The sequence below is a fragment of the Ruegeria sp. AM7 genome (assembly GCF_056535965.1).
This window is the reverse complement of the sequence record NZ_JBQFJE010000003.1, coordinates 1359062-1382595: the sequence shown is the minus strand read 5'-3', so window position 1 is coordinate 1382595 and position 23534 is coordinate 1359062. Positions and strand designations below refer to the sequence as shown.

The 23534-nt window shown below is 54.7% G+C and carries 23 protein-coding genes; 18 read left to right on the top strand and 5 right to left on the bottom strand.

The genetic code is table 11. The features are described 5' to 3' along the window. The first annotated feature begins 38 nt into the window (after positions 1 to 38). The 14 genes from ACR3EG_RS10840 (at position 39) to ACR3EG_RS10775 (ending at position 15126) form a co-directional block, all read left to right on the top strand. Entirely contained in the window at positions 39 to 914 is an 876-nt protein-coding gene (locus ACR3EG_RS10840) for a branched-chain amino acid ABC transporter permease (protein WP_170724298.1), read from the top strand. A 4-nt stretch (positions 915 to 918) separates the two neighbouring features. Beyond that, positions 919 to 2016, top strand: coding sequence for a branched-chain amino acid ABC transporter permease (locus tag ACR3EG_RS10835; RefSeq protein WP_480495620.1), 1098 nt, complete (start codon positions 919 to 921; stop codon positions 2014 to 2016). Beyond that, positions 2013 to 2777, top strand: coding sequence for an ABC transporter ATP-binding protein (locus tag ACR3EG_RS10830; protein WP_480495618.1), 765 nt, complete (start codon positions 2013 to 2015; stop codon positions 2775 to 2777). The genes ACR3EG_RS10835 and ACR3EG_RS10830 overlap by 4 nt, the downstream gene beginning before the upstream one ends. Then, positions 2774 to 3547 (top strand): ABC transporter ATP-binding protein, encoded by a 774-nt coding sequence (locus ACR3EG_RS10825; RefSeq protein ID WP_480495616.1) that lies wholly within the window; start codon positions 2774 to 2776, stop codon positions 3545 to 3547. The genes ACR3EG_RS10830 and ACR3EG_RS10825 overlap by 4 nt, the downstream gene beginning before the upstream one ends. 5 nt (positions 3548 to 3552) lie before the next feature. After that, the gene (locus tag ACR3EG_RS10820; protein ID WP_480495614.1) at positions 3553 to 5439 is read left to right on the top strand and encodes an AMP-dependent synthetase/ligase; all 1887 of its coding nucleotides are present in this window, start codon (positions 3553 to 3555) and stop codon (positions 5437 to 5439) included. 29 nt (positions 5440 to 5468) lie between these two features. Further along, entirely contained in the window at positions 5469 to 6629 is a 1161-nt protein-coding gene (locus tag ACR3EG_RS10815) for an ABC transporter substrate-binding protein (RefSeq protein WP_209197246.1), read from the top strand. Positions 6630 to 7047: 418 nt separating this feature from the next. Next, a complete protein-coding gene (locus ACR3EG_RS10810; protein ID WP_480495612.1) occupies positions 7048 to 8436 on the top strand; it encodes a tyrosine-type recombinase/integrase in 1389 nt (462 codons plus the stop codon). Continuing rightward, the gene (locus tag ACR3EG_RS10805) at positions 8396 to 9067 is read left to right on the top strand and encodes a hypothetical protein (RefSeq protein WP_480495610.1); all 672 of its coding nucleotides are present in this window, start codon (positions 8396 to 8398) and stop codon (positions 9065 to 9067) included. The genes ACR3EG_RS10810 and ACR3EG_RS10805 overlap by 41 nt, the downstream gene beginning before the upstream one ends. Then, positions 9064 to 9321: a hypothetical protein gene (locus ACR3EG_RS10800; RefSeq protein WP_480495608.1), complete on the top strand. Its 258-nt coding sequence runs from the start codon at positions 9064 to 9066 to the stop codon at positions 9319 to 9321. Before ACR3EG_RS10805 ends, ACR3EG_RS10800 begins: the two co-directional genes overlap by 4 nt. A gap of 123 nt (positions 9322 to 9444) precedes the next feature. Next, entirely contained in the window at positions 9445 to 9858 is a 414-nt protein-coding gene (locus ACR3EG_RS10795) for a hypothetical protein (protein WP_480495606.1), read from the top strand. Beyond that, positions 9855 to 10169: a hypothetical protein gene (locus ACR3EG_RS10790; protein WP_480495604.1), complete on the top strand. Its 315-nt coding sequence runs from the start codon at positions 9855 to 9857 to the stop codon at positions 10167 to 10169. The genes ACR3EG_RS10795 and ACR3EG_RS10790 overlap by 4 nt, the downstream gene beginning before the upstream one ends. A gap of 191 nt (positions 10170 to 10360) precedes the next feature. Continuing rightward, positions 10361 to 10693, top strand: a complete 333-nt coding sequence (locus ACR3EG_RS10785) for a hypothetical protein (protein ID WP_480495602.1) — start codon at positions 10361 to 10363, stop codon at positions 10691 to 10693. Positions 10694 to 11045: 352 nt separating this feature from the next. Then, a complete protein-coding gene (locus tag ACR3EG_RS10780) occupies positions 11046 to 13664 on the top strand; it encodes a hypothetical protein (protein WP_480495600.1) in 2619 nt (872 codons plus the stop codon). Between the two features lie 568 nt (positions 13665 to 14232). After that, entirely contained in the window at positions 14233 to 15126 is an 894-nt protein-coding gene (locus tag ACR3EG_RS10775; RefSeq protein WP_480495598.1) for an HNH endonuclease, read from the top strand. Between the two features lie 220 nt (positions 15127 to 15346). Here the strand turns inward: ACR3EG_RS10775 and ACR3EG_RS10770 are convergent, their stop codons facing one another. Continuing rightward, entirely contained in the window at positions 15347 to 15589 is a 243-nt protein-coding gene (locus ACR3EG_RS10770; RefSeq protein ID WP_480495596.1) for a hypothetical protein, read from the bottom strand. A gap of 186 nt (positions 15590 to 15775) precedes the next feature. On the opposite strand from ACR3EG_RS10770, the gene ACR3EG_RS10765 reads away from it, so the two are divergent. The 3 genes from ACR3EG_RS10765 (at position 15776) to ACR3EG_RS10755 (ending at position 18583) form a co-directional block, all read left to right on the top strand. Further along, positions 15776 to 16375 carry a recombinase family protein gene (locus ACR3EG_RS10765; protein ID WP_480495594.1) on the top strand — a complete coding sequence of 200 codons (600 nt, stop codon included), beginning with the start codon at positions 15776 to 15778 and terminating at the stop codon, positions 16373 to 16375. Between the two features lie 659 nt (positions 16376 to 17034). Continuing rightward, positions 17035 to 17358 (top strand): hypothetical protein, encoded by a 324-nt coding sequence (locus tag ACR3EG_RS10760; protein WP_480495592.1) that lies wholly within the window; start codon positions 17035 to 17037, stop codon positions 17356 to 17358. Positions 17359 to 17380: 22 nt separating this feature from the next. Continuing rightward, entirely contained in the window at positions 17381 to 18583 is a 1203-nt protein-coding gene (locus ACR3EG_RS10755) for an HNH endonuclease (RefSeq protein WP_480495590.1), read from the top strand. Between the two features lie 59 nt (positions 18584 to 18642). Here the strand turns inward: ACR3EG_RS10755 and ACR3EG_RS10750 are convergent, their stop codons facing one another. Continuing rightward, positions 18643 to 20673 (bottom strand): ATP-binding protein, encoded by a 2031-nt coding sequence (locus tag ACR3EG_RS10750; protein WP_480495588.1) that lies wholly within the window; start codon positions 20671 to 20673, stop codon positions 18643 to 18645. A 134-nt stretch (positions 20674 to 20807) separates the two neighbouring features. Here ACR3EG_RS10750 and ACR3EG_RS10745 point away from each other — a divergent pair, with 134 nt between their 5' ends. After that, the gene (locus ACR3EG_RS10745) at positions 20808 to 20987 is read left to right on the top strand and encodes a hypothetical protein (protein ID WP_480495586.1); all 180 of its coding nucleotides are present in this window, start codon (positions 20808 to 20810) and stop codon (positions 20985 to 20987) included. Positions 20988 to 21349: 362 nt separating this feature from the next. Here ACR3EG_RS10745 and ACR3EG_RS10740 read toward each other — a convergent pair whose 3' ends face one another. From ACR3EG_RS10740 to ACR3EG_RS10730, 3 genes are read right to left on the bottom strand one after another with little or no spacing between them, the layout of a single operon-like run. Next, positions 21350 to 21880, bottom strand: coding sequence for a DUF7338 family protein (locus ACR3EG_RS10740; protein WP_480495584.1), 531 nt, complete (start codon positions 21878 to 21880; stop codon positions 21350 to 21352). Between the two features lie 36 nt (positions 21881 to 21916). Further along, positions 21917 to 23224, bottom strand: coding sequence for a hypothetical protein (locus tag ACR3EG_RS10735; RefSeq protein ID WP_480495583.1), 1308 nt, complete (start codon positions 23222 to 23224; stop codon positions 21917 to 21919). Between the two features lies 1 nt (position 23225). Beyond that, positions 23226 to 23522, bottom strand: coding sequence for a hypothetical protein (locus ACR3EG_RS10730; RefSeq protein ID WP_480495582.1), 297 nt, complete (start codon positions 23520 to 23522; stop codon positions 23226 to 23228). Positions 23523 to 23534 lie beyond the last annotated feature (12 nt).

Sequence of the window (23534 nt, the reverse complement as noted above, 5' to 3'; positions counted from 1 at the left end):
CACCAAAAAGCCGGACAAACCGGCATTGGGAGGTGAATTTGGATAACGCACAGCTGCTGATCAGCGGGCTGGCGAATGGTTGTGTCTACGGCCTGATCGCGCTCGGTTTTGTTCTGATCTACAAGGCGACCGAAGCGGTGAATTTCGCGCAGGGCGATTTCATGATGCTGGGTGCTTTTGTCACCATCGGTCTGACCAATACGGAATATATGGGGCTGCCCTTCTGGCTTGCGCTGCCGATCTCATTGGGGATCATGGGGGCGCTGGGGTATCTGGTGGACCGGCTGATCATTCGGCGGCTGTTCGGCGAAAGCCAGACGGCAGTGGTGATCCTGACAATCGCCCTTGGCTTCGTGATCCGATTTGTCGCCGGGCTGATCTGGGGGCACGAGCCGCAGACGCTGCAGAACCCGCTGGCCGGGAAAGAGGTGCGGTTCGGCGGGCTGGTGCTGGGGATGGAGGATGTGGCCGTCATCATCGTCACCATCCTGCTGACATGGGGGCTGTATGTGTTTTTCAGCCGGACCAAGCTGGGACTGGCGATGCAAGGCGCCTCGCAGAACCAGCTGGCGGCTTATTACATGGGCGTTCCCGTAAAACGCGTGCAGGGCTTTATCTGGGGTCTCGCAGGCGTTGTCGCCGGGATCGCGGGTATCCTGTTTGCCGCCAAGGGTTCGGTCGATCCGACCACTGGTCTGCTGGGGATCAAGGCGTTCGCCGCCGCTGTGATCGGCGGCTTCGGTAGCCTGCCTGGCGCACTGGCCGGAGGGTTGATCGTCGGCGTTATTGAGCCCTTTGCCAGCCGCTATATCGCAGCAGGGTACAGCCAGATTGCCCCTTATGCACTGTTGCTGGCAGTGCTGATCTTCCGGCCCAACGGGCTGTTCAGCCAAGTTCGGGTGAAAAAGGTCTAGGCAGATGCGGATTGTATTCAAAACCAACTACATGCAGGATATCCGGCCGTGGAAAGACGGCTATCAATTGACCCTTTACCTGATCCTTCTAGGCGTAGTGGCCGCAGCCCCATGGTTGCTGGACGATTTCTATTTGGGTGAACTGACCAACGTCCTGATCTGGGCCATCGCCGGTCTGGGCCTGATGGTTCTGACCGGGCACACAGGGCAAGTCAGCCTGGGCCACGCGGCGTTTCTGGCCTTTGGCTGCTATGCAAATGTCATTCTGCTTGAGGCCGGCGTGCCCTTCCTGATCGCCTTTCCGCTGGCCGGTATCCTGACCGGCATCGCAGGTGTGACGGTGGCCATCCCTGCTCTGCGACTGCACGGCATCTATCTGGCGATTTTCACCATGGCGCTGTCGATCCTGATGGATGATGTCATCGTCCTGGCCGAGCCGATCACCGGCGGCGTGGGCGGCAAGTTCATCGGCGGTGTCGACATTTTCGGCCTGACAATCGACCGCTGGGGCACCCCTGCCCCGTTTTTCTGGCTGGTGCTGGCGGTCGCGGTTCTGGTGACGCTGGGCTATATCAACCTGCTGCGCGCGCCCTTGGGGCGCAGCTTTATCGCGGTGCGGGATTCCGAGGTTTCGGCACAGGCGATGGGCGTCGACATCGCGCGCACCAAGATGATTTCATTCGCGCTGTCCTGCGCCGTCACCGGTTGGGCGGGCGCGTTGATGGGGATGTATGCGGGCGCGTTCAACAATGAGACGTTCAGCGTCCTGATCTCGATCCAGTTGCTGATGATGATCGTGATCGGCGGGCTGGGGTCGATCCATGGTGCGTTTCTGGGCGCGATTGTTATCGGGTTCCTGCCGCAATTTCTGTCGATCTCAAAGGAATATGTCGGCGCCTTGTTCGGCGGCAGTACCGTCGCCATTCCGGGGCTGGAGTTCGGCATTTTCGGCATGATCCTGATCGGGTTTATCCTGTTTGAACCCATGGGCATGTATGGCCGCTGGCTGAAAGTCCGCACCTGGTTCGAGCTGTTCCCCTTCTACCGCAAGGACATGTTCAAACGTCAGAAATCCTACCTCAAGACGGAGCGCCTGAGATGAGCCTGCTCGCGTTCGAAAACGTCACCCTGAAATTCGGCGGCCTGACGGCGGTGAATGACCTGTCCTTTTCGGTCGAGGAAGGCGAGGTCTTTGCCATCGTCGGCCCCAACGGTGCGGGCAAATCGACCGTGTTCAACCTGATCTCGCGGTTCTACGACCCGTTTGACGGGGCGATCCGGTTTGACGGGCATGATCTGCTGCAGGTCAAACCCTCGGGCGTGGCGGCTTATGGCGTGGCGCGTACGTTCCAGAATATTGAACTGTTCGAACATGCCACCGTGCTGCAAAACCTGCTGGTCGGGCGGCATCGGCATCGCAAAACCAACCTGTTGTCCGAGGTACTGTTCCTGCCCTCAGCCCGGCGGCAAGAGCTGGAAAACCGTGAAAAGGTTGAAGAGATCATCGATTTCCTCGACCTGCAGGCCTATCGCGACAAGATGATCTCGGGCCTGCCCTATGGCGTGCGCAAAGTGGTCGAGGTCGCCCGCGCGCTGGCCACCGATCCCAAGCTGTTGTTGCTGGACGAACCGGCCTCGGGCCTGTCGGTCGAGGAGACGACGGATATGCGCTGGTGGATTGACGATATCCGGCGGCAAATGGGGATCACGGTGCTGATGGTGGAACATGACATGGGGCTGGTCTCGGGCGTATCCGACCGGGTGTTGGCGATGGCTGATGGTGCGATGCTGGCGCTGGGAACACCGGCGCAGGTGCAATCCCACCCGGCGGTGGTCGAGGCCTATCTGGGGAAAGCCTCATGAACGCGCCGATCCTGACTATCCGCAATGTCGAAAGCTTCTATGGCCCGATCATGGCCATTCGCGGCGTGTCGCTGGACGTACATCCGGGTCAGATCGTGTCGATCCTGGGCGCAAACGGCGCGGGCAAGACGACGCTGATGAAAACCGTGTCCGGCGTGATGGACCCCGAAAAGGGCAAGATCACCTTTGACGGCGACGAAATTCAAGGGTCCGAACCGCATAAGGTCGTGCAAAGAGGCATCGTCCATGTCCCCGAAGGGCGCGAGGTGTTCCCCCTGATGACCGTGGACGAAAACCTCAGCCTCGGGGCCTATACGGCGACTGACAAGGGGCAGATCGACCATGATCGCGAGCTGGTTTTCTCGTACTTTCCGATCCTGAAAGAGCGCCGAAATCAAGAGGCCGGAACCCTGTCGGGCGGGCAGCAGCAGATGCTGGCCATCGGGCGCGGGCTGATGGCGAACCCCAAAATCATGCTGTTGGACGAACCCTCACTGGGTCTGTCGCCGCTGCTGGTGCAGGAGATTTTCGGCATCCTCAAACGCCTCAATGACGAGCAGAACATGACCATGATGCTGGTCGAACAGAACGCCAATGCGGCGCTTGAACTGGCCCATCATGGCTATGTGATGGAGGTCGGCCGCATCGTCATGGACGGCGCGGCGGATGTGTTGATGCAATCCGAGGACATCCAGAACTTTTACCTGGGCGTGCAGGAAGAAGGCGCGCGGGAGAACCGCCGCTGGAAACGCAAAAAGACGTGGAGGTGACCGGCATGAATATCAGCACCCTGCCCCCTCAGACCAAGATCAACGGCATCCAGTTCAACGCCACCCCAGGCCAGCGCCCTGTGCTGGTGGATGAATGCACGACCCTGTGTCACCTGTTCCAGAAACGCTGCGCCGATCTGGGCCACCGTACTGCGCATCGCGAGAAAGATTTCGGCATCTGGAAATCCTATTCCTGGGCCGATTACTGGCAACACGCCAAATGGATCGGGCTGGCCCTGCGCAAACTGGGGCTGCAACGCGGTGAGGTCGTCTCGATCCTGTCCGAGGACCGCAAGGAATGGGCATGGTTCGATATGGGCATTCAATGCGTCGGCGGGATTGCCTCGGGCGTCTATACAACGGATTCCGCCAAGCAGTTGAAATACCTCGTGAATGACAGCGACAGCCGGTTCCTGATCGTCGAGAACGAGGAACAGCTGGACAAGTTTTTCGAGGTTGAGGCCGAGCTTCCCAGCCTGCTGAACGTCATCATCCTTGAGGATGAGGGCCTACACGACCTGAACCACGACCGCTGCATGATGATTGCCGACCTTTACGAGATCGGACGACAGGCCGAGGCCGAAGACCCCACCCGGTTCGACGCCGAGATCGCGCTGGCCTCACCGCAGGATACGGCCTTGCTGGTCTACACCTCTGGCACCACCGGGGCGCCCAAAGGCGCGATGCTGAGCCATGAGAATATTCTGGCCGCCATCGAGGCCGGGGCGCATTCCCTGCCCACATTCGAAACCGATGAGCAGCTGTGTTTCCTGCCGCTGTGCCACATCCTTGAACGCGACGTGTCGGTTTATTTCCCGCTGGCCGCGAAATGCGTGGTAAATTTCGCCGAAAGCCCCGAAACCGTCTTTGCCAACCTGCAAGAGGTCTCGCCCAGCACATTCACCGCCGTGCCCCGCGTTTGGGAAAAGATCTATTCGCAGGTCAAAATCCTGACGCAGGAGGCCACGCCCACAGGCCGCGCCGCCTTTGGCATGGCACTGAACGCCGGGTTTGCAAGGGCCGAATACCTGCTGGCCGGCAAACCGGTGCCCGCTGGTGTAGCCGCCCAGTTCTGGCTGTGGGATCGGCTGGTCTTGCGCAATCTGCGGCGGATGCTGGGGATGGACAAACTGCGCCGCGGCGGCAGCGGGGCCGCGCCCATCTCGGCCGATCTGCTGAAATGGTACTGGGCCATTGGTGTGCCACTGGTCGAAGGGTTCGGGATGACCGAAACCTCGGGTCTGGCGACGCTGAACACCACCGAGGACAACAAGATCGGCACCATCGGCCGTGCGGTGCCGGGCAATGACGTGCGCATCTCGGATGACGGGGAAATTCAGCTGAAAGGTCTGAACATCTTTCAGGGTTACTGGCGCAACAATGCCAAAACCGCCGAGACGTTTACCGCCGATGGCTGGCTGCGCACCGGCGATATGGGCAAGATCGACGCCGACGGGTTTGTGACCATCACCGGCCGCCTCAAGGACATCATCATCACGGCGGGCGGCAAGAACATCACCCCGGCCGAAATTGAAAGCCGCCTGAAGTTCAGCCACTATATCTCGGACGCGGTGATCATCGGGGATGCGCGCAAATATCTGACGGCGCTGATCATGATCGATCAGGAAAATGTCGAGAAATTCGCGCAGGATCGCAAGGTACCGTTTTCGAACTTTGCCTCACTCTGCGCCGCGCCCGAGGTGCTGGAACAGATCCGGGCCGAGGTGGACGCCGTCAACAAGGAATTCGCGCGGGTCGAGCAGATCAAGGACTTCCGCCTGATCAACGTGCTGCTGACCGCTGATGACGAAGAACTGACCGCCACGATGAAGCTCAAACGCAGCTTTGTTGAGAAGAAACACGCACATCTGATTGAAGACATGTACAAGTAGATAAGGGTCTACCCAAAGGGAGGAAAAACATGAGGAACGTGATCAAACGACTGGCGGCCGCCACCGCTTTGACGGCTGCGGCGACAATCGCAAATGCCGAGACGCAAGGTGTGAGCGACGATGAAATCGTCATCGGCTCGGTCAACGACCTGAGCGGTATTTTCGCCGCTGTGGGTGTTCCCGCAACCAAGGGCGCGAATGTGGTGTTTGACCGCGTAAATGCCGAAGGCGGCGTGCATGGTCGCAAAATCCGTTTCGTGGTCGAGGATAACGGGTACCAGATGCCGCGTGCGATGCAGGGCTATAACAAGCTGCTGAATCGCGACAAAGTGTTTGCGATGCTGCAATCGCTGGGCACACCCATGAACGTTGCTGGGTTCAAATTGTTGGACCCTAAAGGCATTCCCAATGTTGCACCCTTAACCGCAGCGCGGCAGATGCTGCAGGAACCGATGGACAATAAATTCACGTCCTTCTCGACCTATTTCGACCAAAGCCGCGTGGGTGTGAAATACCTGGCCGAGCAATTCGGAGGGCAAAAGGTCTGCACCATGTATCTGCCAACCGATTTCGGTGAGGAAATTCTGGAAGGCAGCAAAGCCGGTGCCGAAGAGGCCGGCATCGCCTTTGCGGCGGAAACCACGCACAAGCCAGATGAAACGGATTTCGTTGGATCTTTGAGCAAGCTCAAGGAAGAAGGATGCAATATCGTCACCATGGCGCTGGGCGTACGGCAGGCGATCACCGTGGTTGGAACGGCCAAGAAGATGGGCTTGGCCGATATGAAGTTCCTCGGAACGTCCGCCAGCTTTCTGACCGTTGTGGCGCAGGTACCCGGCGGTGTTACAGACGGGTTTTATGCCGCCGCGTCCTGGCAAGATCTATGGGCGCGCGCGGATGAGCCTGCCCCGGCCGCCTTCATCGAAGAATACAAAGCCGCGACCGGCGAAGACCCGGTTGGCTTTTCCATGCTGGGCTATTCGGCCGCCGAAATGATGGTCAAGGCGCTCGAGGCCGCCGGCCCCGACCTGACTCATGAAAGCTTTATCGCCGCAATGGAATCTCTGGACTATCAGGACGAGCTGGTTGGCAACCATATCACCTACGGCCCCGATGATCACCAGGGCGCAGACTCGGTCTATGTGAGCGTTGTAGAGGACGGCGCATGGAAGATCGTCTACGAAGAGTGAAACACCGGTAGATGTAAACCAACAAAGGGCCCGTTCATGCGGGCCCTTTTCAAATAGTCGCCACATGTGGCTGGTGTTTCTCGCTCGACATCGACAGTCGAACCTCGAAGTTCCGTTGATCCTTTGATCCTTTGATCCTTTGATCCTTTGATCCTTTGATCCTTTGATCCTTTGATCCTTTGATAGAGACCGAACAAAAGCTTTTCCCAAAAGCCCGTAATTTTTCCGAAAAATTAAATGCATGGGAATTTCCAAAATGGAAACACCCAATCTTTTCAACGCGGTTTTAGCGGAATAATGGCGCACCTGAGAGGAATCAAAGTTATCTTTGAGCTCCTTTTACCCCTTTGTTTCATAAAGATTTTATTCTACTCTCGTGGCGCACAACAGGAATTAGGCCCACAAATAGGCCCACGAGATGAGCAAAAGAAACACAGCAATTCACCGGTTGAAAGACTCTCAGCTTAGGGGCACTCAGAAAGTCGAAATAAACGACGGCGGTGGTCTCTGGTTCAAACGAGAGAATGCGAACAGCGCATCCTTTTTCTTTCGAACAAGGGTAAAGGGCATGCCGACCAAGACCGGGCTTGGCGCGTATCCGGCAATGACGTTGCAAAACGCGCGAGCACTGGCGGCAGACTGTAAGGCAGCAGTATCAGCGGGAATTACCCCCCGCGAAGTCGTGAACAAGTTCAAAGGTAAAGACGTTGACCATCTAACCTTTGCAGAGGCGGCAGAAGAAACCTACGAGAGTAAGAAGCCCGGCCTTCGTGGGAAGAATGAGTCTGGTGAATGGCTGCAAGTTCTGAAAACCCATGCGTTCCCGAAACTCGGAAAGCTGCGCTGCCGAGACATAACGGTGGATGACGTATATCAAGTCTTAAAGCCTCTCTGGAAAGACAAGTATCCCACTGCCAAAAAAGTGCGTCCAAGAGTAAAGGCCGTTTTGACGTTCGCAAAAGCGAAGGACCCGGCAGTAAACATTGACCTTACAGATGCCGCAGCGACGTTGCTGGGCCACCACAGTCATGTGGTTAAACACCACCCCGCCCTTCCCTATAAAGACGCTCCGAAGCTCTTCGACAGCTTGCTTGATGACAATATTAAGGACCTCGCATTCCGGTTTTATCTTCTGACATTACCACGGGGCGCACCTGTTAGATTCATGAAGTGGGGTCAGGTCCGAGACGAGGCTTGGCATATTCCCGGTAAAATCATGAAGAGCGGTCGAGATTTTGTTGTGCCGCTTCCTCCTGCCGCCAAAGCCCAACTGGTTCTGGCACGAAGGCTGGTGAAATCAGTATCCGCTGATGATTTTGTCTTCCCGAATGCAAAGGCGTTCAAACACGGCGTCGTCACAGAAAACAACTTCAATGACTGGCTGAAAGATAAGGGTTTTGACAGCACCTCCCATGGGCTTCGCTCAACATTTAACGACTGGGCAGATGACAACGAAATCTGTGATCCAGTGACGGCAGATTTGGCGCTAGATCATGAAGTAAAAGGACAAGTGCAAAAAGCGTACTGGCGGAGCACTCGCTTTAAGCAACGGTTTGAAGTTATGGAAAAGTGGGGGCTTTTCGTGTCAGGGGGATTTACCATTGCTAGCCCGCTGATTGTTCGAAACGATGACGACGGTAATGACTGGTCGGTTTCGCTTTCGGATATTCTTTCAGAGCAAGAGGCCTTGGCATCAAGCAAAAAGCGCAAGTCGAATGCCGCCTTCAATAGCGACAAGCAGGCTCTTGCCCAATGGTTGCGCGAGGATGTGGTGGAAACTATTCAAACAGTTACAGGCCAACGTTAAACTGTTTCAATGGACCAATAGAGTCTCGACCGTCACATTTTGCGTGATTCGTTTTTGTGTGCTAAGATGTGTCAAGAGAAAATTCCCCTCACACATCGGAAACACTAAAATGGCTATCGACAATCTGACGTCGTTCAAAAAGTTGATCAACGGCGAAAACAACCAAGAAATGAAAACGTGCGCTCAGGAAGCCGCTGCAAACGTCATCGCGCAGGCTGCGCAACAAGGCATTCAGATGACCGTTGATGAGGCGTACAGCCTTCCGTCCTTGCGTTTGCAAGTCATGCTGAACGAAAGCGAACCCGTTGGCGACTGGATTGCGGAAGCTGAGGCCCATGGGCTGGAAAGCTTCCGTGCGGCTGCGGAAGAAAAAGCGCTTATGTCTGCCGTTGCCGATAATAAAAACAGCGATCACGCCCAAGCTGTTGAAGCGCTGGAAGCTGAGCTTTCCAAAATGTCACCCAGTGAGCGCATGGCCCGTGGTCGCGCGCTTGGTCAGCGCCTCCCCGGCCCGAAGACCGGCAAACAGAGGGCACCGATGACACCCGACGAAAAAGCCCACGCGCTGGCAGAAATGGAACGCTTGCCTGCCAGTATGAAAATGGCGCGGTATCGCGAGGTTTTCGGATGAAATACGTTAGCAATTCGGACATGGCGGAAGCTCTGGGAGTCGACTTGCCCACGTTTTCGAAGTTTTTGCGGGTTGCTGGACGCCCGCAAGCGCCCACGGAATCAATCCGGTCACGCCGGTCTGCATGGCAAGAGCGCGGCGTTCCAGTGAATGTCGCTGTTGACTTCCTGTATCGTCACAGCCGCCACTTCGGGGCAAAAGCTGAGGCCCGGTTGCGGGGATTGGCGCGCCCTGCGGTTCGCGAGGCAGTGTGATGACTGGCGTCAATGCTGAGGCGGCAACCGATGGCACGTAGCAAGTACGATTGCCCAGACGGATCACTGCCGCCGGATGACCCGGAGGCGGAAGCGTTTTGCGTGTATGTTGGTGTGCATCAAATGGGCCTGCAAGACGCATATTGCGCTGCCCGTGGCGTGCCGAAGTCCGACTCCGCGCGGGTTCAGGCGACCCGTTGGAAATCCTACTACGCAGTGCGGATTGAATTCCTTCGCGCCGCGCACGCTGCGGCTCAAAATGACGCCCAGCCGGTGGACACTTCACCACAAGCCATCGCGATTTTGCAGCGGGAGATTTCTTCAGCTCTCCAAGAAGCCGCCCGTCAGGCCAAGGCTTTTGGCCATTCCCGGCTGAGCAATCAAATCAAGGCCAGCTTGGTTCGCCATGTCGGGCGCGTCCAACGCGTCGAAGCGCGGCGCACAGAGCCATTGCAGCCTGAAACAGATGAGGGTGAAGTACAGATGTTCGCACACAACATCCGTTTGAATCTGCGTCGCTGTGAGTGCAAACAATGACTGACACCCCGCCAGAAAGCCTCGTCTTTGTCGCAGAAACCTCTCTCGCAGACCTGCGCCAACATCTCCGCCACCTACAAACCGCACCGTCGAAAACCGTTCCTAATTTACTCAAACAAATCAAAGAAATCAGCGACGTGCTAAGCCAAAGCCTCGATAAGCTTTCGGTCTATACAGATACGCTAGAAGGTGATCAGCGCACGACTAACAGTGCGCCAGAAGCCAACCGTGGCCTCTTGCTAGCCGCACTTGAGCTAGGGCGTGCCGTTGAAAACGGTTTCTGTACATGCGGCGGCGTTAGCCGTGGCTGACATGCCAACGACAAAGGAAGAGGCCATTGCCATGGGGTTGCGCCTCTATTGTACCGGCACACCTTGCCCCCGGTGCCATCAAATTGCCCCACGCAGGCTACGTGGCGGGCGGCGCGGATCAGAATGCGTCGGGTGCATCAAGCGGCGCGAACGCCGCCGCCGGTTGCGGCGCATGAATGAGGATTCCTGAAATGACACGCAAAAACCGACTTGACAGCGGGCACAATCCGCAGGCCGTAATCCTCAGCAAGACTGGTGCGTTGCAAACAGGTGCCGGTCAACAATTCCTTGGATTGGCGTTCCCCTGCGATCTGATCAGTTACGAAGCTGGGACATTCGATGTGGCGCAGGACGAAGCCGAATTGCGGACAGCAATCGAACGTATCGGGCGTGTGCTGGGCAAGAGCTTCGATGCTGACGCTGCAATCGCCGACGCCATGCAGTCAGCACCCGTCAGGGTGCGGAACGAATATGCCGAACAATGGGCGGCGCAGGCGCTGGATGTGCGTTTCCTAATGTACTGAGCACATTTCAAGTTGAAAAGTTTTCATTACAATTCGAGTGAGCATAATTCTCATTCATTAAATTGTATGAATTGGGAGGGGTTTGGAAACAAAAACAACCAATTCGACATAATCAAGTGAAAATGGAAATTTAGCTTGCAAGAAAATACTTGACACCGAAACCGAGGTGATTCGACAGGCGACAAAACCGCGCCTATAAGAAAAGGTATGGCCCGCACTCATCGTTGGAAGCGATGTGTTTGCGAAGGAAAGCAAACGGGCGGGCCAAGTAATATCAACACCCGGAACCATAGTGGCAAATGCCGAATGAAGCAAGCTGCGATGGTCCAAAATCGAAGGAAAACAATATCAAATGAAAGGTAATACTGCGCCCGTTTATTCGGGTAAGAAACCCGGCCCCAACGTTATGGCGGCGTGGGCAGAACAGGAACGTCAAGACGCCAAAGCTGCTCTGACAGGCCAGAGGGCTGCCGCGAAAGAGGCAGAATATCGGGGAAATGTCGGTGCTATCGAGATTGACCTTGATGCACTCGATCTGACGCCCAAACCGGCTCTTTCCCCCGACCATCCCGACTATCAAGAACGCGAGCACGAGAACGCGAAGCTTGTTGATCTGGCAGAATGGCGTGAAGGCGCGCGTATGCGCGCAGCCGCAGCCGCATTTGAACTGCCGAAAGATCGACCCACCCCGCCGCCTATGGTTTCGCTTATCAAAGTGACCGATGAAACACGCCAGTTTGCCGATAGCGCCTTGGAGTGCGCCCGCGAACTGATCGCGTCTGTCTCGTCGGAGGATGACGTGCGCGAAGTCTGGCGCGACATCGCCAGCGAGCTTGTAGAGGCTGAGTTTTTCTCAATGGGCGGGCTGAGCGTAGACCCGGACGGTGCAGATTGGGAACCTTTGCCCGACCAAGCCGCCATTCTCGATCAATTCGCGACCGATCACCGGGACGCTTGGCCGGGCCAAGCGGAACAGGAAGGACTCTTTGCATGGAATAATGCGCGCCAAATGCTGCGTCAGGAGAAGTGGGCAGTCCTGAAAGCTGAGCGGGCGGCTGGGGTGCGGCGTGAAGCGGAAAAAGCTGAACGCAAAACCAAAGCCGAACTGCCTGTCGAACTCCGCGTGGTGGACTCGTACCTCCACAAGATCAACGGTCCCGTTTCAACGCATAATCTCAAGTCTGGTTTGCGTGGGTTGATCAAGCGGAACCATCTGGAAGACGATGCGCAGGCGCAAAACCGGCTGGTGGAAGGACTTGTGACAAATGCCCACGTCTCGCTGGGCAGGCTCCCTGCACGGCGGCTGGTGGCGGATGCCGTTAGCGACGTGTTGAAGGAAAACAAGCCTTCGCGCAAGATGACCGGCAACATCATCAATCAAGATGATTTCAAAGATCAATTGGCCTATGCCCGCGCCCAACTGGAAAAAGCACACGCGAACGAGCCGGGAATCTTCCGCTATGGTACTGGTGTCGGGCGTGCCGAGCACGTCGTCGAGGAAGGCACTACCTCCGTGAATGTCCTGAACCAAGCCGGACTGCGGGCCGAAATCAACAAAGTCACCAACTTCAAATCCATCGACGGAAAGGGCGATTTCAAAGGTAAGGCCACGCCGCCGGACGTAGCAAGCGACCTCTACCACGATCACCAGTTGCCTCTGCCATATCTGCGCGGCGTCAGCACTTATCCTCAATTCGACGCGGACGGGGTGTTTCTGGCAAAGGGCGGATACCACGAGTCCGCATATCTGTTCATGCAATTGCCTGATGATCTGGTGTTGCCAGACCTCAGCACCACCCCCACCAAGGCCGAGGTTACGGCGGCGCTGCGCCTGTTGATCGAAGAGTGGCTGGCGGACTTTCCGTTTGATGGATACAGCCGCCGCGAAATTCTGTTGGCCTGCGGACTCGAAAAACCGCGCCCGCCCGAGGCAACAAAAGAAATTCCGCCGTCGCTGGCGAACTTTCTGGCCTTCTTGCTGCAAATGATCACGCGGGCGATGATTGGGAACCATCCCGTTCCGGCGACCCTGATCACCAAACCCGAAAGTGGCACGGGCGCTTCGCTTCTGGTGTCGCTGGTGCAACTCTTGATCACCGGCAAGCCGTCCGTTCGCCCGCCCTTTCCGAAAGATCAGGACGATCAGCGCAAGGAAGTGCTGGCGGCACTTCTGGGAGGCGATCCGTTTATCTTCCTCGATAACGTAGTCGGCAACATGGATAGCCCGGTGCTTGCCTCGCTTCTGACCTCAACCTATTTCACAGGCCGGATTCTGGGCCGTAGCGAGGAGGTGAGCGTACCCAACCAAGCTTCAACGATCATCACTGGCAACAACCCAAGGTTCACCCGCGAACTACAACGCCGGTTGAGCCTCGTGCGGCTGAACGCCGGGATGGATCACCCGGACCATCGGAAAGACTGGCACCTTGACGATATTGAGGAATGGACAACAGGGCATCGCGGCGAGCTTCTGGGGGCGCTCGCGACGCTGGTGATGTACTGGCAAGCCCAGCCGGAAGAGGAACGTAAGCCTTCCGGTACGCCGCTAGCGTCCTATCGTGCATGGTACAATGTTGTCGGTGGTGTGCTGACCGCCTGCGGTTTTGGCGATGCCTTCCAAGCAAACCGCGACCAAATCGAAATGGTTGCCGGGAACGACGATGACGACCCGATGCGCGAGTTTGTAGGGAAGTGGTTTGAAGTGGCTACTAAGCCCGGTAGCGATCTGGACCTTTCTGGGGTATACGCCAAGGATTTGGCGACGTTGGCAACCGCCTATGAAATCGAGCTTCCAGTTGCCAAACATATGGTGGACGACGAGCGCGTCTATAAGACCGACGCATTCGGCAAATATCTCGGAATGCAGGCCGAACGGGTGTTTGCGATGGACGGGGTAAGCCTGCGGATCGAACCCGGCAAGAAAACGAAGTCCGGGAAGCCGTGGGGACTGGTGGTGTCGCACGACGAGTAGGTTCTACACGACTGAAATATATAAGGCCCGCGTTAGCGGGCCTTTTCTTTTTTGGCGGGTGCGATACTTAGCGGCGTCAGCCGCGAGTAACTGTTCTCAGGTTCGACTTGCCGGGTTTTGGCGACTCCCGCCCCGCAGGGTGACGGAGGATGACGGCGGGTGACGGTGAAAAATCTCCGTCACCTCTTCCGTCACCCATTTTTGATCAATTAACACAGTTACTTAATTCGGAAAGGTGACGGAGTGACGGAAAAAAGGAGTCCTAGGTGAGAATCCTGAATTTTATTTTTTGGATGGATTTGCCAAGAATTGGTGCGCAACACCTTCCCAACTTGGGGTGATGAAACCCCTGCGAGGCCAGCCTCGCCAGAAATAGAAAAAAGGGATTCGTATATGGCGGGGGAGACCAGAATCTCCGTCACTGTCACCTCTTCGACGATAAGGTACTGATAATACGCCGATAAATTCCAATGACGGAGATTTTTCACCGTCACCCGCCGTCACGCCCCGTCACCTGCTGTCCTGAAAAGCCGCAATCCGCTATCCTGCTCGCAAACAAGAGGCGAGCATGTTGACCCCGACACTGACACCACATCCCGCAAATCAGGCGATCCGCTTGCGGAATATCATTTGCCCATATTGCGGCTGCGATCTCGCGTCCGACAACACCACCAAAGAACATGTCGTGGGTCGCCGGTTTGTGCCCAAGGGAAAACTGAATGGGCACTGGAATCTGATCGTGAATGCTTGCGGACCCTGCAACAACCGCAAGGCTGATCTGGAAAACGACATATCGGCAATCACACTTCACCCGGAGCATGGCGAGGCGCATCCCGACTATGACGATGCTGCCAAAGCGGATGCGAAACGGAAGGCCGCGAATGCGATAAGCCGTCGGACGAAAAAGCCGGTGAAGGATAGCCACGAAAACATGAAATTCAATGCGCCCCTTTCGGCGGGGGCGAGTGTCAGTTTCAACATGACTTCGCCACCCCAAATCGACGAAGCTCGCGCCTTCGAACTGGCGCGACTTCAACTTGCCGGGTTCTTCAACTGGATCACGTACCAAGAACACGAGCAGCGCGGCTATTGGTGGACCGGCGGCTATCATCCGCTGATGATGGTGCGTCGCGCAGACTACGGCAACACGATCATGACGGACTTTGCCGACGCGGTTGTGGATTGGGAGCCGCGCGTGTTGGGGCATACAGCCGAAGGGTATTTCAGTGTTTGCATCCGACGCCAACCAGACGCGGAATGCTGGTCATGGGCGTTGGAATGGAACGGCTCTACCCGCCTTGTCGGTTTCGTGGGTAACAAGGACGCCGCCCAGACTATGGTGGACGGGTTGCGAAAGCTTGAAATGCACCACCAAGACTTACCTGGTGGCGGGCACATTCGCTTTCGAACTGAGGTGCCGCTTGCCCCTGAGAATGACCGGCTTTTTGCTCCACCAGCTTGAAAGAAGATGCGTTAACATCTGTGTTTTGCGTGAACAGGCATAGGCGCAATGTGCAAGTCGGAAATACAAATGTGAAAGCCCCACAAACGCGAACGATCATTGGCCCCAAGCCGCTAAATTGGGGCACACAAAGGCTGCGACATTTTCGGTAGAATTCGCCGAGCACCGGGCGCGTGAGCGCCCAGAGTCAATTTATTTTTGTAAACGATTTGAAATCACATCAAGGCGCTACCGGGCTTCCATCAGTCCTTCCGAAAAAACAGAGCATTTCCTCATTATCTATCGGGTCAAGATACTCCGAAAAATTCTGACGCAATTCCGGTTCGTCTTCCACGGCGATGGAGAACGTCGCGGCGAATTCACAAATCATTGTTGCACCCATTTTCGCCCAGAGAGCTTGTATAGCTTCCTGTGCTTTGGCGTCCTTGTGCTTGAAGATCATGATGTGTGTCGGTGCGCTCACAGCGGAATCCTTTCAATGAATGTTACGAATGCAGAACAACTACATAAAGCAATAGCGCTATCAATAGGCACGTCCCCAGTGATCTTTGAGAAAACACCGAAAAAGCCTATCAAAAACGGCTGGAATCGACCCTATTGATAGGTTATCATTGACTCTAAAAGCTTATGAGAATCGGAGTGTTGAGGTATGGAGAAATGGGGTTACGTCCGTGTCAGCGTAGACCGGGCCACGCAAGCGGCGGGATGGGCAGACCAAATCGCTAAACTTGAGCAAATGGGCTGTACGAAAATCTACAAGGAAGAGGAAAGCACCCGCAATCGCCGCCCGGTGTTTGAGCGTATGCAGAAAGAAGCTCTTCTGCACGCCAAGAAGGACGGCACGGTGTGTTTGGTCGCAACCAAGTTGGACCGCGCTTTCCGCGACCTCTCTGCCGCTGACGCGGCCATTAACGACATGCCCGATAGTGGCGTTGTGTGGCTCTTGCCTGATGTATCAGATCGCCCGCTAGACCCGTCTGACGCAGGGCAGATGCTCTTAATGCGCCTATTGGGCAGTGTGGCACAGTTTGAGCGCGACAGGCTGGCTGAACGCCGTGCGGTTGGTATCGCAAAAGCAAAGGCGGACGGTAAGTATAAGGGCCGCAAAGCGACTGCGCGCGCCAAAGCCCCGGAAGTCCTGAAACTGAAGGAACAGGGCTTGAAACCGGGGCAGATAGCCAAAGTCGCAGAGATTGGCGTTGCATCGGTTTATCGGATACTGGCTGACGCCAAGGCCGGGGCCTCATAAGTGATCCGGTTGCTCGACATAACGCTTCTCTGCGCCGCGCTCATAATCCTTCTGCCAATGTGGGGCTAATGCCCGTGCCTTCAATCTATCGCTCTGCCCCCACCAGCCCGCCACAGCGGCCCTGACGGGCCTCAATCACACTCTTCCAACCAACCAACCCAACCAACCCGACAAGCCCGTTCAGTGACCATCTGAGCGGGTTTCTTGCTTTTTGATATGGCGGGGTACTGGGTTGATGGTAGCCCGCGTTTAGCGGGCGGTGTTGGTCAGATTGGCGGTGTTTTGGTGACGCCTGAGCCGTACCCTGATACGAGGCCGCGTAGCGCCACGTTGAGCGCCTAACTCATTGCGTGCCTCGCTAGTCGCGGAAGGTCAGGAACGCCGCTCAGAAAACGTCTGGGGTCCCGTCTTGGGGGGGTAGGTATAGGGGTGCCCGGCGCGCGCAGTAGCTGCGCCTATGCGCAAGCCAAATGTTGCAGTAGGTGAACGGGGACCCGCCGGACGTTATGCGCGATGCGGACACGCCTTGCATAGCACTCTGAAGATTCACAAAATAGGAGCATTGTTACATACCCTCAAATATTTCATAGCAGCGTCAAAATATGAACAAGATACATAGCAAACACGACATTGTTTAATAGTGATTTAGGAGCATTCTTTTGAAGAAAGTAGTTTTGGTTATCGGCCTCGTAGCTGGGCTTTCCGCGTGCCAGTCCACCGTGATGCAAACTGGCGCGAGCTATCCACCGATCAGCCCAGAAGATGTAAAGATTTCCTTCGCTTCGACACCGAATTGCGCCAACCCCAAAGAAATTGGTCTCATCCCCCAAGTAGGAGCAAACAAACACGCTCAAAGTCGCGCAATAAATGAAATCAAGCGTCAGGCTGCGTCACGTGGTGCGAACTTGGTTTTGCTGGATACAACGGCAACAAGCCTTTTGGGCGATATGTTGATTGATGCCGTGATGTATCGGTGCTTGTAGTCAGGTTCGGGGAAAAACCTTAATGTCTAAGGTGTTGCAACGCCTAATCGATAGTGATGATCCATTTGAGAACGACTTAGCCAAAGTCTATCTACACTGGCAAGATGTTAGAAGAACCCAAGGGGAGCACGCGCGACTTGGCTATGAGCCGCGAGACATCAATGCCCGAGGAACCATTGAGGTCGTTTCAAGGCGCGTATTGAACGCGTCCCAAGGATTTGAGGAAATTGATCCTAAAAAGAGCTATGAAGCGCTTGTTCTAAAGTACCCCGAAAAATTCTCCAGCGAAGTTGTTTCAGCAGCGCAAGAGCGATTGAAACTTGGGCCGAGTAGAGCGCGTTCCTTTCGCCAACAGGATATCCAATTCTTCGTCAAGTCCCGCGCAATCGAGCTATTCGAAGAAAGTGGCGTCCAACCATTGGCAGAAAGCTGGGCTGGGCGTGAGGCAACACTTCCCGAACTTCACAAGGAGAATAGCTATGCAGACGAATTCCTGTTCAAAGGTTTTCGGGGGCTTGTATGGTTGCATGAACAAGAACAGGACGGCGAGCGCGGACGGGGGTTAACGGCCGTGATCGAATTTGGCCCCATGCAGCCGGGGCGACGTGCACAGGTACTTGATGCGGTGTTTTTTGAGCATCCTGTGGGAAAAGAACTTCTGGAAGCGCACAAAGATGATGGGAGTTTCATTTCCCAGATTGGCGCGAGCCGCCATAGCCGCATTTGGCCGATTTCAGAAGATGACGTGGACGTACTGCTATCAGCAGTACGACAGAAAGTTCATAAGATTGCCGAGTACGAGAACCAGACCCCAGACCTTGAGGACGCCCTGAATCTTGAGGCTATCGAAGATAAAACAGTCCTGCGCCAAGTAGTCTTGCGCCACTATCAAGGTGCGTTTCGGAAGGCGCTTTTGGCGCAACGCCCAAACTGTTGTGCGATTACCGGCACCAGTGAGGTTTCGGTACTCGAAGCCGCCCACATCATCCCGTATGCAGAGAGATTTGCTGACCGTGACAAACCGGAAAATGGCCTGTTATTGCGAAGCGACATTCACAAACTTTTCGACGCGCACCTTATCTCTATCAACCCGGAGACTAAGGAGGTTGAAGTGTCCGAACGCATCGGATCGCAAGACTACCTACGCCTGCGTGGCAACGTTGTCGAAGACGCTGTATCAGGTAAGAGCCTGTCGTATCACTTCGATAAATTCTGTAGCTCGTAGTTTCCAGATGCCTTGGGGCGGGACGGCCAATAGCTAACGGAAAGAGCGACTGTTAGCCGCTATTCGGCGGCTGACAGCGTGCTTTTTGATTTCCGATCATAGTTTGACTGACCGTCAAGCATTTTCACAAACGCTTCATTGCGATTGCTCGCCCGGTCTACTAATCGGTCGAATGCAAGGACCTCGATTATCAGGTTCAGTTCCTTATAATACCGGTAAGCCATCTGACCTCCAAAATTGGTCAAAATGAAATCTTCGATTTTTAAGTAACGCTCAAGTTTGTCGTTCCAATCAGCCAAGATGTACCCGCGAACCATTGATGTTTCTTCTATGACCCTTTCGCGCCCGCCGGAATCTATAATCTTACCCCGCTCGCGAATGTCCATAATTTGGTTTTTCAGTTGGTCTACTGGATTTTTGGTGTCGGATTCTTTGGAGCTATCGTAATCTTTCTTTTGAGGTCGTTTCATCTCAACAACCATAAGCTCATTTTCATTATTTATGAGCAAATCATGGGCAAAATCGCCTTTCCTACGCGCGTTACCTTCGGGTGTCCGGTCGCTGGAAATATATCTGGCATAGGCCAAGTCATCGTCTATCAACCAAAGGTTATGCGATGAATAATCAATCTGCTCACTGTCCCGATAGCGTGGGTAAATCAGTTGATGTACCCTGTCTTCTGTTGCAAGCCCGTCTTCATCCCGGTTGAGTAACTGCCGGAAGATTTGAATGACGTGGTTGCGGTAGGCGACATAAACGGCGAGCGCCTCTTTGGCGTCTTCCGGTATCTTGTTTCTGACCACGTTTACAAGATCATCTATGCTGGCGTCTTCGCTCAATTTCGTGAAGTCAAACTTCTGCCGAAAACGTTCCACGAAAAGGTCTTGTGCAAGTTGTTCGCGCGTTTCGGTAATACCACGTTTTTTCACGAAATCTTCGCTACTTTTGCCACCCAGCCCGCGTCGCAAAAGCGGATCAATGGCAATAAGATGGTCAACCTGATCCTTCATTTTTGTCCTGCGACCAGATGTGTAGGCTTTCTCCAACTCAAGAATATGCGCTTTGGCAAGTACTATCAGATGTTCCTTAATGGTCTTCTTTTTCTTGTTATGTTCGATTTTGCCGTGAAGGTTTGTGATACGGTCGCGCGACTGCGACGACTTGAAAAAATCACTTGAGACAGCGACAAGGTAATAATAACGCACCTCATCGTCACCTTTGGTTTCAGTAAAGGGGTTCGCATTTAACCCCGACGATATGTTCTCCAATTCACTCGCGGCGCGGTTATTAGCATAAAAATACAATCTGTGCTTTTTGGCCTGCTCTTCCCCAACCTTGAAATAATCAAATGTGAACTCTACGGTCTCATTTCCGATTAATATTTCCTCCGTGCGCTTTCCGCCCACGGCAAGAGATTCATGGAAGTAGTTGTATAAATTGAACTTAGCGCCTTGGATTGTAAGCGTGAAATGCTTCGGCACTTTCTTTTGAATAAACTCAATTAGAAAATGATCCAGTACCGCCGATACAATGTCTTCTGCGGTGTGGTTGTGCTTCCGGTCTTTCCCTTCAAGAACGAAGTAATCTTCGAAATCCGCCTTGGGTAGCTGCATTAACACGGTTACTCCCGTGTCATGACGATGTACGCCAGCCCCGTCCGCCTCTTTGACGACAATAAGGTTGTCTTGATCTGAAAATGGATCGTATCGGTAGCACCCCTTGGTCATCATGCCGTCAACTTGCTTCTGCCCAGATGAGTAGAAGACTTTGCTATAGATTTTGAACGCCATGAAACGTCCAAAGCCTTTTCCGCCACGTTCGTACTTGTTGCCCGTTAGAGGCGTCAAAAATGCCGACAAATTTCCTTCGTCAAACCCTGCTCCGTTGTCCGCCACAATCACTTCGCGCTTGAGGTCGTCGAAGGTCACATCCAGACGGCCTTTATCTTCAAGCTTGTCTTTCCAACGGTCCTCAATCGAGTGAAAGGCGTTTGAAATCGCTTCGTACATTGGGAAGAGGAACCCGTGGAGGCCGTCAGGTAGTGCTGCCCGTTTAACTTCGGATGCCAAATCAATCGTCTTATGTTTCAACTCAAATGACCTTTCTCAAAATTCCCGCGCGAATACATTGTGCGTTTGTACTACCCTAGCGATACTACCCCGGAATCAAAGGGGCTTTTGCTCCCACGGGTGCTACATATTGCTACAAAAAATGAGGCAGAAAAATGAAGTACAAAATCCAACGCATGGCAAGTATAAACGCCCCCGACGGAACCGAAGCCATTCACTATGAAGTCTGGGACGTATTCAGCGTGGACGGCGAAGAGCGCGTCCACCCGAACCGTGAACGGGCGTTTAAGACGGAAGCTGAGGCTCAGGCGTGGATTGAAAAGCAGTCCGATTGAGTAAGTGACATAGGCCCCCGTCAGGGGGGGGCTGATACCTGATATCTGGAAACTACGCGCATCGAATCAAAACGGGGGTGACTAAGTGGCAAGAGGCCAACACTGTCTTTCGAAACCTCACCCCTGCCCGCTGCAATTGCATTCGGCAAATCAAACGCCTTGTTCCTTCGGTGTCGAATAGGCCCACTGACAGGCCCACGGCATAGCTGATGGTATCGTAATTCACTGTTATACAACAATATTTTTTGATAATGGCGCACCTGAGAGGTATGCGCATATTGTTTGTTTTCATGTGCTTATTCTGGAAACACAAAACCCTGCCCTCCACCAAGTTTCAATGACTTAGGAGGCGTTTTGGAAACTCAATCCCAATCATCAACGCGGGGTGTGATCCCGGTGTAAATCCCCGAACTGCCGCCGTGGTACCCGTCATCAAGGCCCCGCAACTTCCAACCGATGCGGAAATAGATCCGAAGCCAATAGAAGCTGATACCGGGTTGAAACTCGAAATATCTCCGGCCGTTTGCTGTTGCTTCGATGTACGAATAGGACACCCCGACCTTGCGGGGCTCTAATCGGCCCTTGATCTTGGTGAGTTCCCATTCCGGCCCCTGATCGAGCCGCATCCCCATCCAGTACCGCAACGTGTACGCCTTATTGCGCCACAACCAGCGCCGTAGAGCCTTTCTAGGGTTGTCCATATGCTGCGCGGTCGCTTCCTCGGTTAGAGGCCCCTCCCAGCCGAGGTTGTCGTGTGTTTCGAGCCATCGGAATACGAGCGGCAGGCGTCCGTACTTGTCGGAGAAGGCAACCGCGATCGGGACCAAAGGCCAGGGAAGCACCAAGACCCCGAAAAACCAGATGGGCAAAAACAGGAAGAACCGAAGTATCATTTCTTCACCTTTCGATGAAAGGGTGTCGTCTAACAGTCACGAAAGGTATTCAAGGCTGACGCTGTCGATGAACCCCCTCAAGATGTTGCCCCTGTCGTTTCCGATGCGGAACGGGACGCCGACCGCCGGGGCAAAGATATCATACCCAACCGCCAGCGTGTCCGACGCGGGCGTTCCGCCGTCTAGCGTCATTGAGATGTTGGTCCCGACACGGCGCACCTCAAGGTTATGCAACGTATCCACCGAATAGGGGATTTGACCGACCAGGTTAGCGCCGTTCGACGTGTTGGTTACATAGAGCTGCACCGAGCCACTGTTGAGCCTTACCAGAAAAGACTGGTTACCAGTGTTCCAATCACCGATGACACCCTGTCTTCCTGTACTGTCTGATTCAAACGCGCATTTATAGACGAAGTCGCGCGTTGACAGCACAGGGCGTGTCCCGGCCCACTCGAAATACGAACTTCCGTCAAACACAAACCGGTCATTTGCAATCGAAACGCCCGCAACAGTCGGGTTCGGCAGAGTCCCTGTCAGGCTGGTAAACGACCCGCTCGCAGCATTCATCGCAAATGCGGTTTCAACATTCGACGCATCAGGCGTAAAGAAGTCATCGGGGTTGATACCACCACCGCCACCGCCTGCATCAGCGTATTTAGTGAGAATATTTGCTGATATAGTGGCAATCTCGGCGTCAGTCAGTGCGCTGGTAAATGCCAAAATTACCCCGGTGAGGCCGTCAAAGTTTCGCCCCTGATTGAAATTATCGTGCCAAAGCGTTCCGATCCGATGGGTCGACTGCGTTGCCCCGCGTATCGCGATCACCTTTTTATTCATCGGCAATACTGGATCCGCGCCACTGCCCTGACGCACCCCGTCGATAAACAAGTCAGTAAAGTCACTGTCTAGCAGGCGATTTGTGGAGGCATATCCAAGCATTTGAAATTCTGAGTTATCGCTCGGAGGACCAGAAACAATCCCTTGGTGATGGCTGTCAAAAGACGTTTCTACGCCCGTCCGATAGGTCAACAAAGCGATGATCGTCTCGACCTGTATGTCATCCGCCGTCGTTGCAAACTGATATGGGGCATTTCCCGAAATCACGGGCCTCGCACCCCATTCAGGCAGCGTGACAATCTGCATTTTTGATGCGCCGCGTGGCGTTGCATCCAGCGGGCCAAAGGTACCTTTGTTCTGCAAAGAATCAATGGCGCTGCCCGCGGTCGTGGCAGTGTCTGCTTCATAGAAAACCACAGGCTGTTCAATGCCGTTGGGGACGATCACGGGGCTAACTGCTTTTGATGACCTGCGGCGTGAACGTCTGGCCAATAGAGCGCCGTACATCTTACGCACCTGATCCCAAAAGGACACTAACGCTGCCAGCACTACCGCCGGACAAAACCGGACGGATAAACACAGCTCCGGTTGAAAGCTCGATCAATCCATCTGCAGTGAGCGTTGGGGCTGCACTCCCATCCAGAAGCGTCAACGGGAAGAAGTTGGTTCCGTCGTTAGAGACTTGCACTGTCAGAGTGCCGCCACCAAAGTCCCCTGTCGCTTGAAGTGAGGCCCCTAGCGAAAGGTTCGGCGGTAGGCGCTTACCTTCACTGGTCGCGCCGTTTGAAAGTGTCCATGTCGTCATCTTATAACCCTC

Bases quoted from the DNA above. Each gene is read 5' to 3' on its own strand.
- ACR3EG_RS10835 (WP_480495620.1), top strand. From the start codon at position 919: ATGCGGATTGTATTCAAAACCAACTACATGCAGGATATCCGGCCGTGG.
- ACR3EG_RS10830 (WP_480495618.1), top strand. From the start codon at position 2,013: ATGAGCCTGCTCGCGTTCGAAAACGTCACCCTGAAATTCGGCGGCCTG.
- ACR3EG_RS10825 (WP_480495616.1), top strand. From the start codon at position 2,774: ATGAACGCGCCGATCCTGACTATCCGCAATGTCGAAAGCTTCTATGGC.
- ACR3EG_RS10820 (WP_480495614.1), top strand. From the start codon at position 3,553: ATGAATATCAGCACCCTGCCCCCTCAGACCAAGATCAACGGCATCCAG.
- ACR3EG_RS10815 (WP_209197246.1), top strand. From the start codon at position 5,469: ATGAGGAACGTGATCAAACGACTGGCGGCCGCCACCGCTTTGACGGCT.
- ACR3EG_RS10810 (WP_480495612.1), top strand. From the start codon at position 7,048: ATGAGCAAAAGAAACACAGCAATTCACCGGTTGAAAGACTCTCAGCTT.
- ACR3EG_RS10805 (WP_480495610.1), top strand. From the start codon at position 8,396: ATGTGGTGGAAACTATTCAAACAGTTACAGGCCAACGTTAAACTGTTT.
- ACR3EG_RS10800 (WP_480495608.1), top strand. From the start codon at position 9,064: ATGAAATACGTTAGCAATTCGGACATGGCGGAAGCTCTGGGAGTCGAC.
- ACR3EG_RS10795 (WP_480495606.1), top strand. From the start codon at position 9,445: ATGGGCCTGCAAGACGCATATTGCGCTGCCCGTGGCGTGCCGAAGTCC.
- ACR3EG_RS10790 (WP_480495604.1), top strand. From the start codon at position 9,855: ATGACTGACACCCCGCCAGAAAGCCTCGTCTTTGTCGCAGAAACCTCT.
- ACR3EG_RS10785 (WP_480495602.1), top strand. From the start codon at position 10,361: ATGACACGCAAAAACCGACTTGACAGCGGGCACAATCCGCAGGCCGTA.
- ACR3EG_RS10780 (WP_480495600.1), top strand. From the start codon at position 11,046: ATGAAAGGTAATACTGCGCCCGTTTATTCGGGTAAGAAACCCGGCCCC.
- ACR3EG_RS10775 (WP_480495598.1), top strand. From the start codon at position 14,233: ATGTTGACCCCGACACTGACACCACATCCCGCAAATCAGGCGATCCGC.
- ACR3EG_RS10765 (WP_480495594.1), top strand. From the start codon at position 15,776: ATGGAGAAATGGGGTTACGTCCGTGTCAGCGTAGACCGGGCCACGCAA.
- ACR3EG_RS10755 (WP_480495590.1), top strand. From the start codon at position 17,381: ATGTCTAAGGTGTTGCAACGCCTAATCGATAGTGATGATCCATTTGAG.
- ACR3EG_RS10745 (WP_480495586.1), top strand. From the start codon at position 20,808: ATGAAGTACAAAATCCAACGCATGGCAAGTATAAACGCCCCCGACGGA.
- ACR3EG_RS10740 (WP_480495584.1), bottom strand. From the start codon at position 21,880: ATGATACTTCGGTTCTTCCTGTTTTTGCCCATCTGGTTTTTCGGGGTC.
- ACR3EG_RS10735 (WP_480495583.1), bottom strand. From the start codon at position 23,224: ATGTACGGCGCTCTATTGGCCAGACGTTCACGCCGCAGGTCATCAAAA.
- ACR3EG_RS10730 (WP_480495582.1), bottom strand. From the start codon at position 23,522: ATGACGACATGGACACTTTCAAACGGCGCGACCAGTGAAGGTAAGCGC.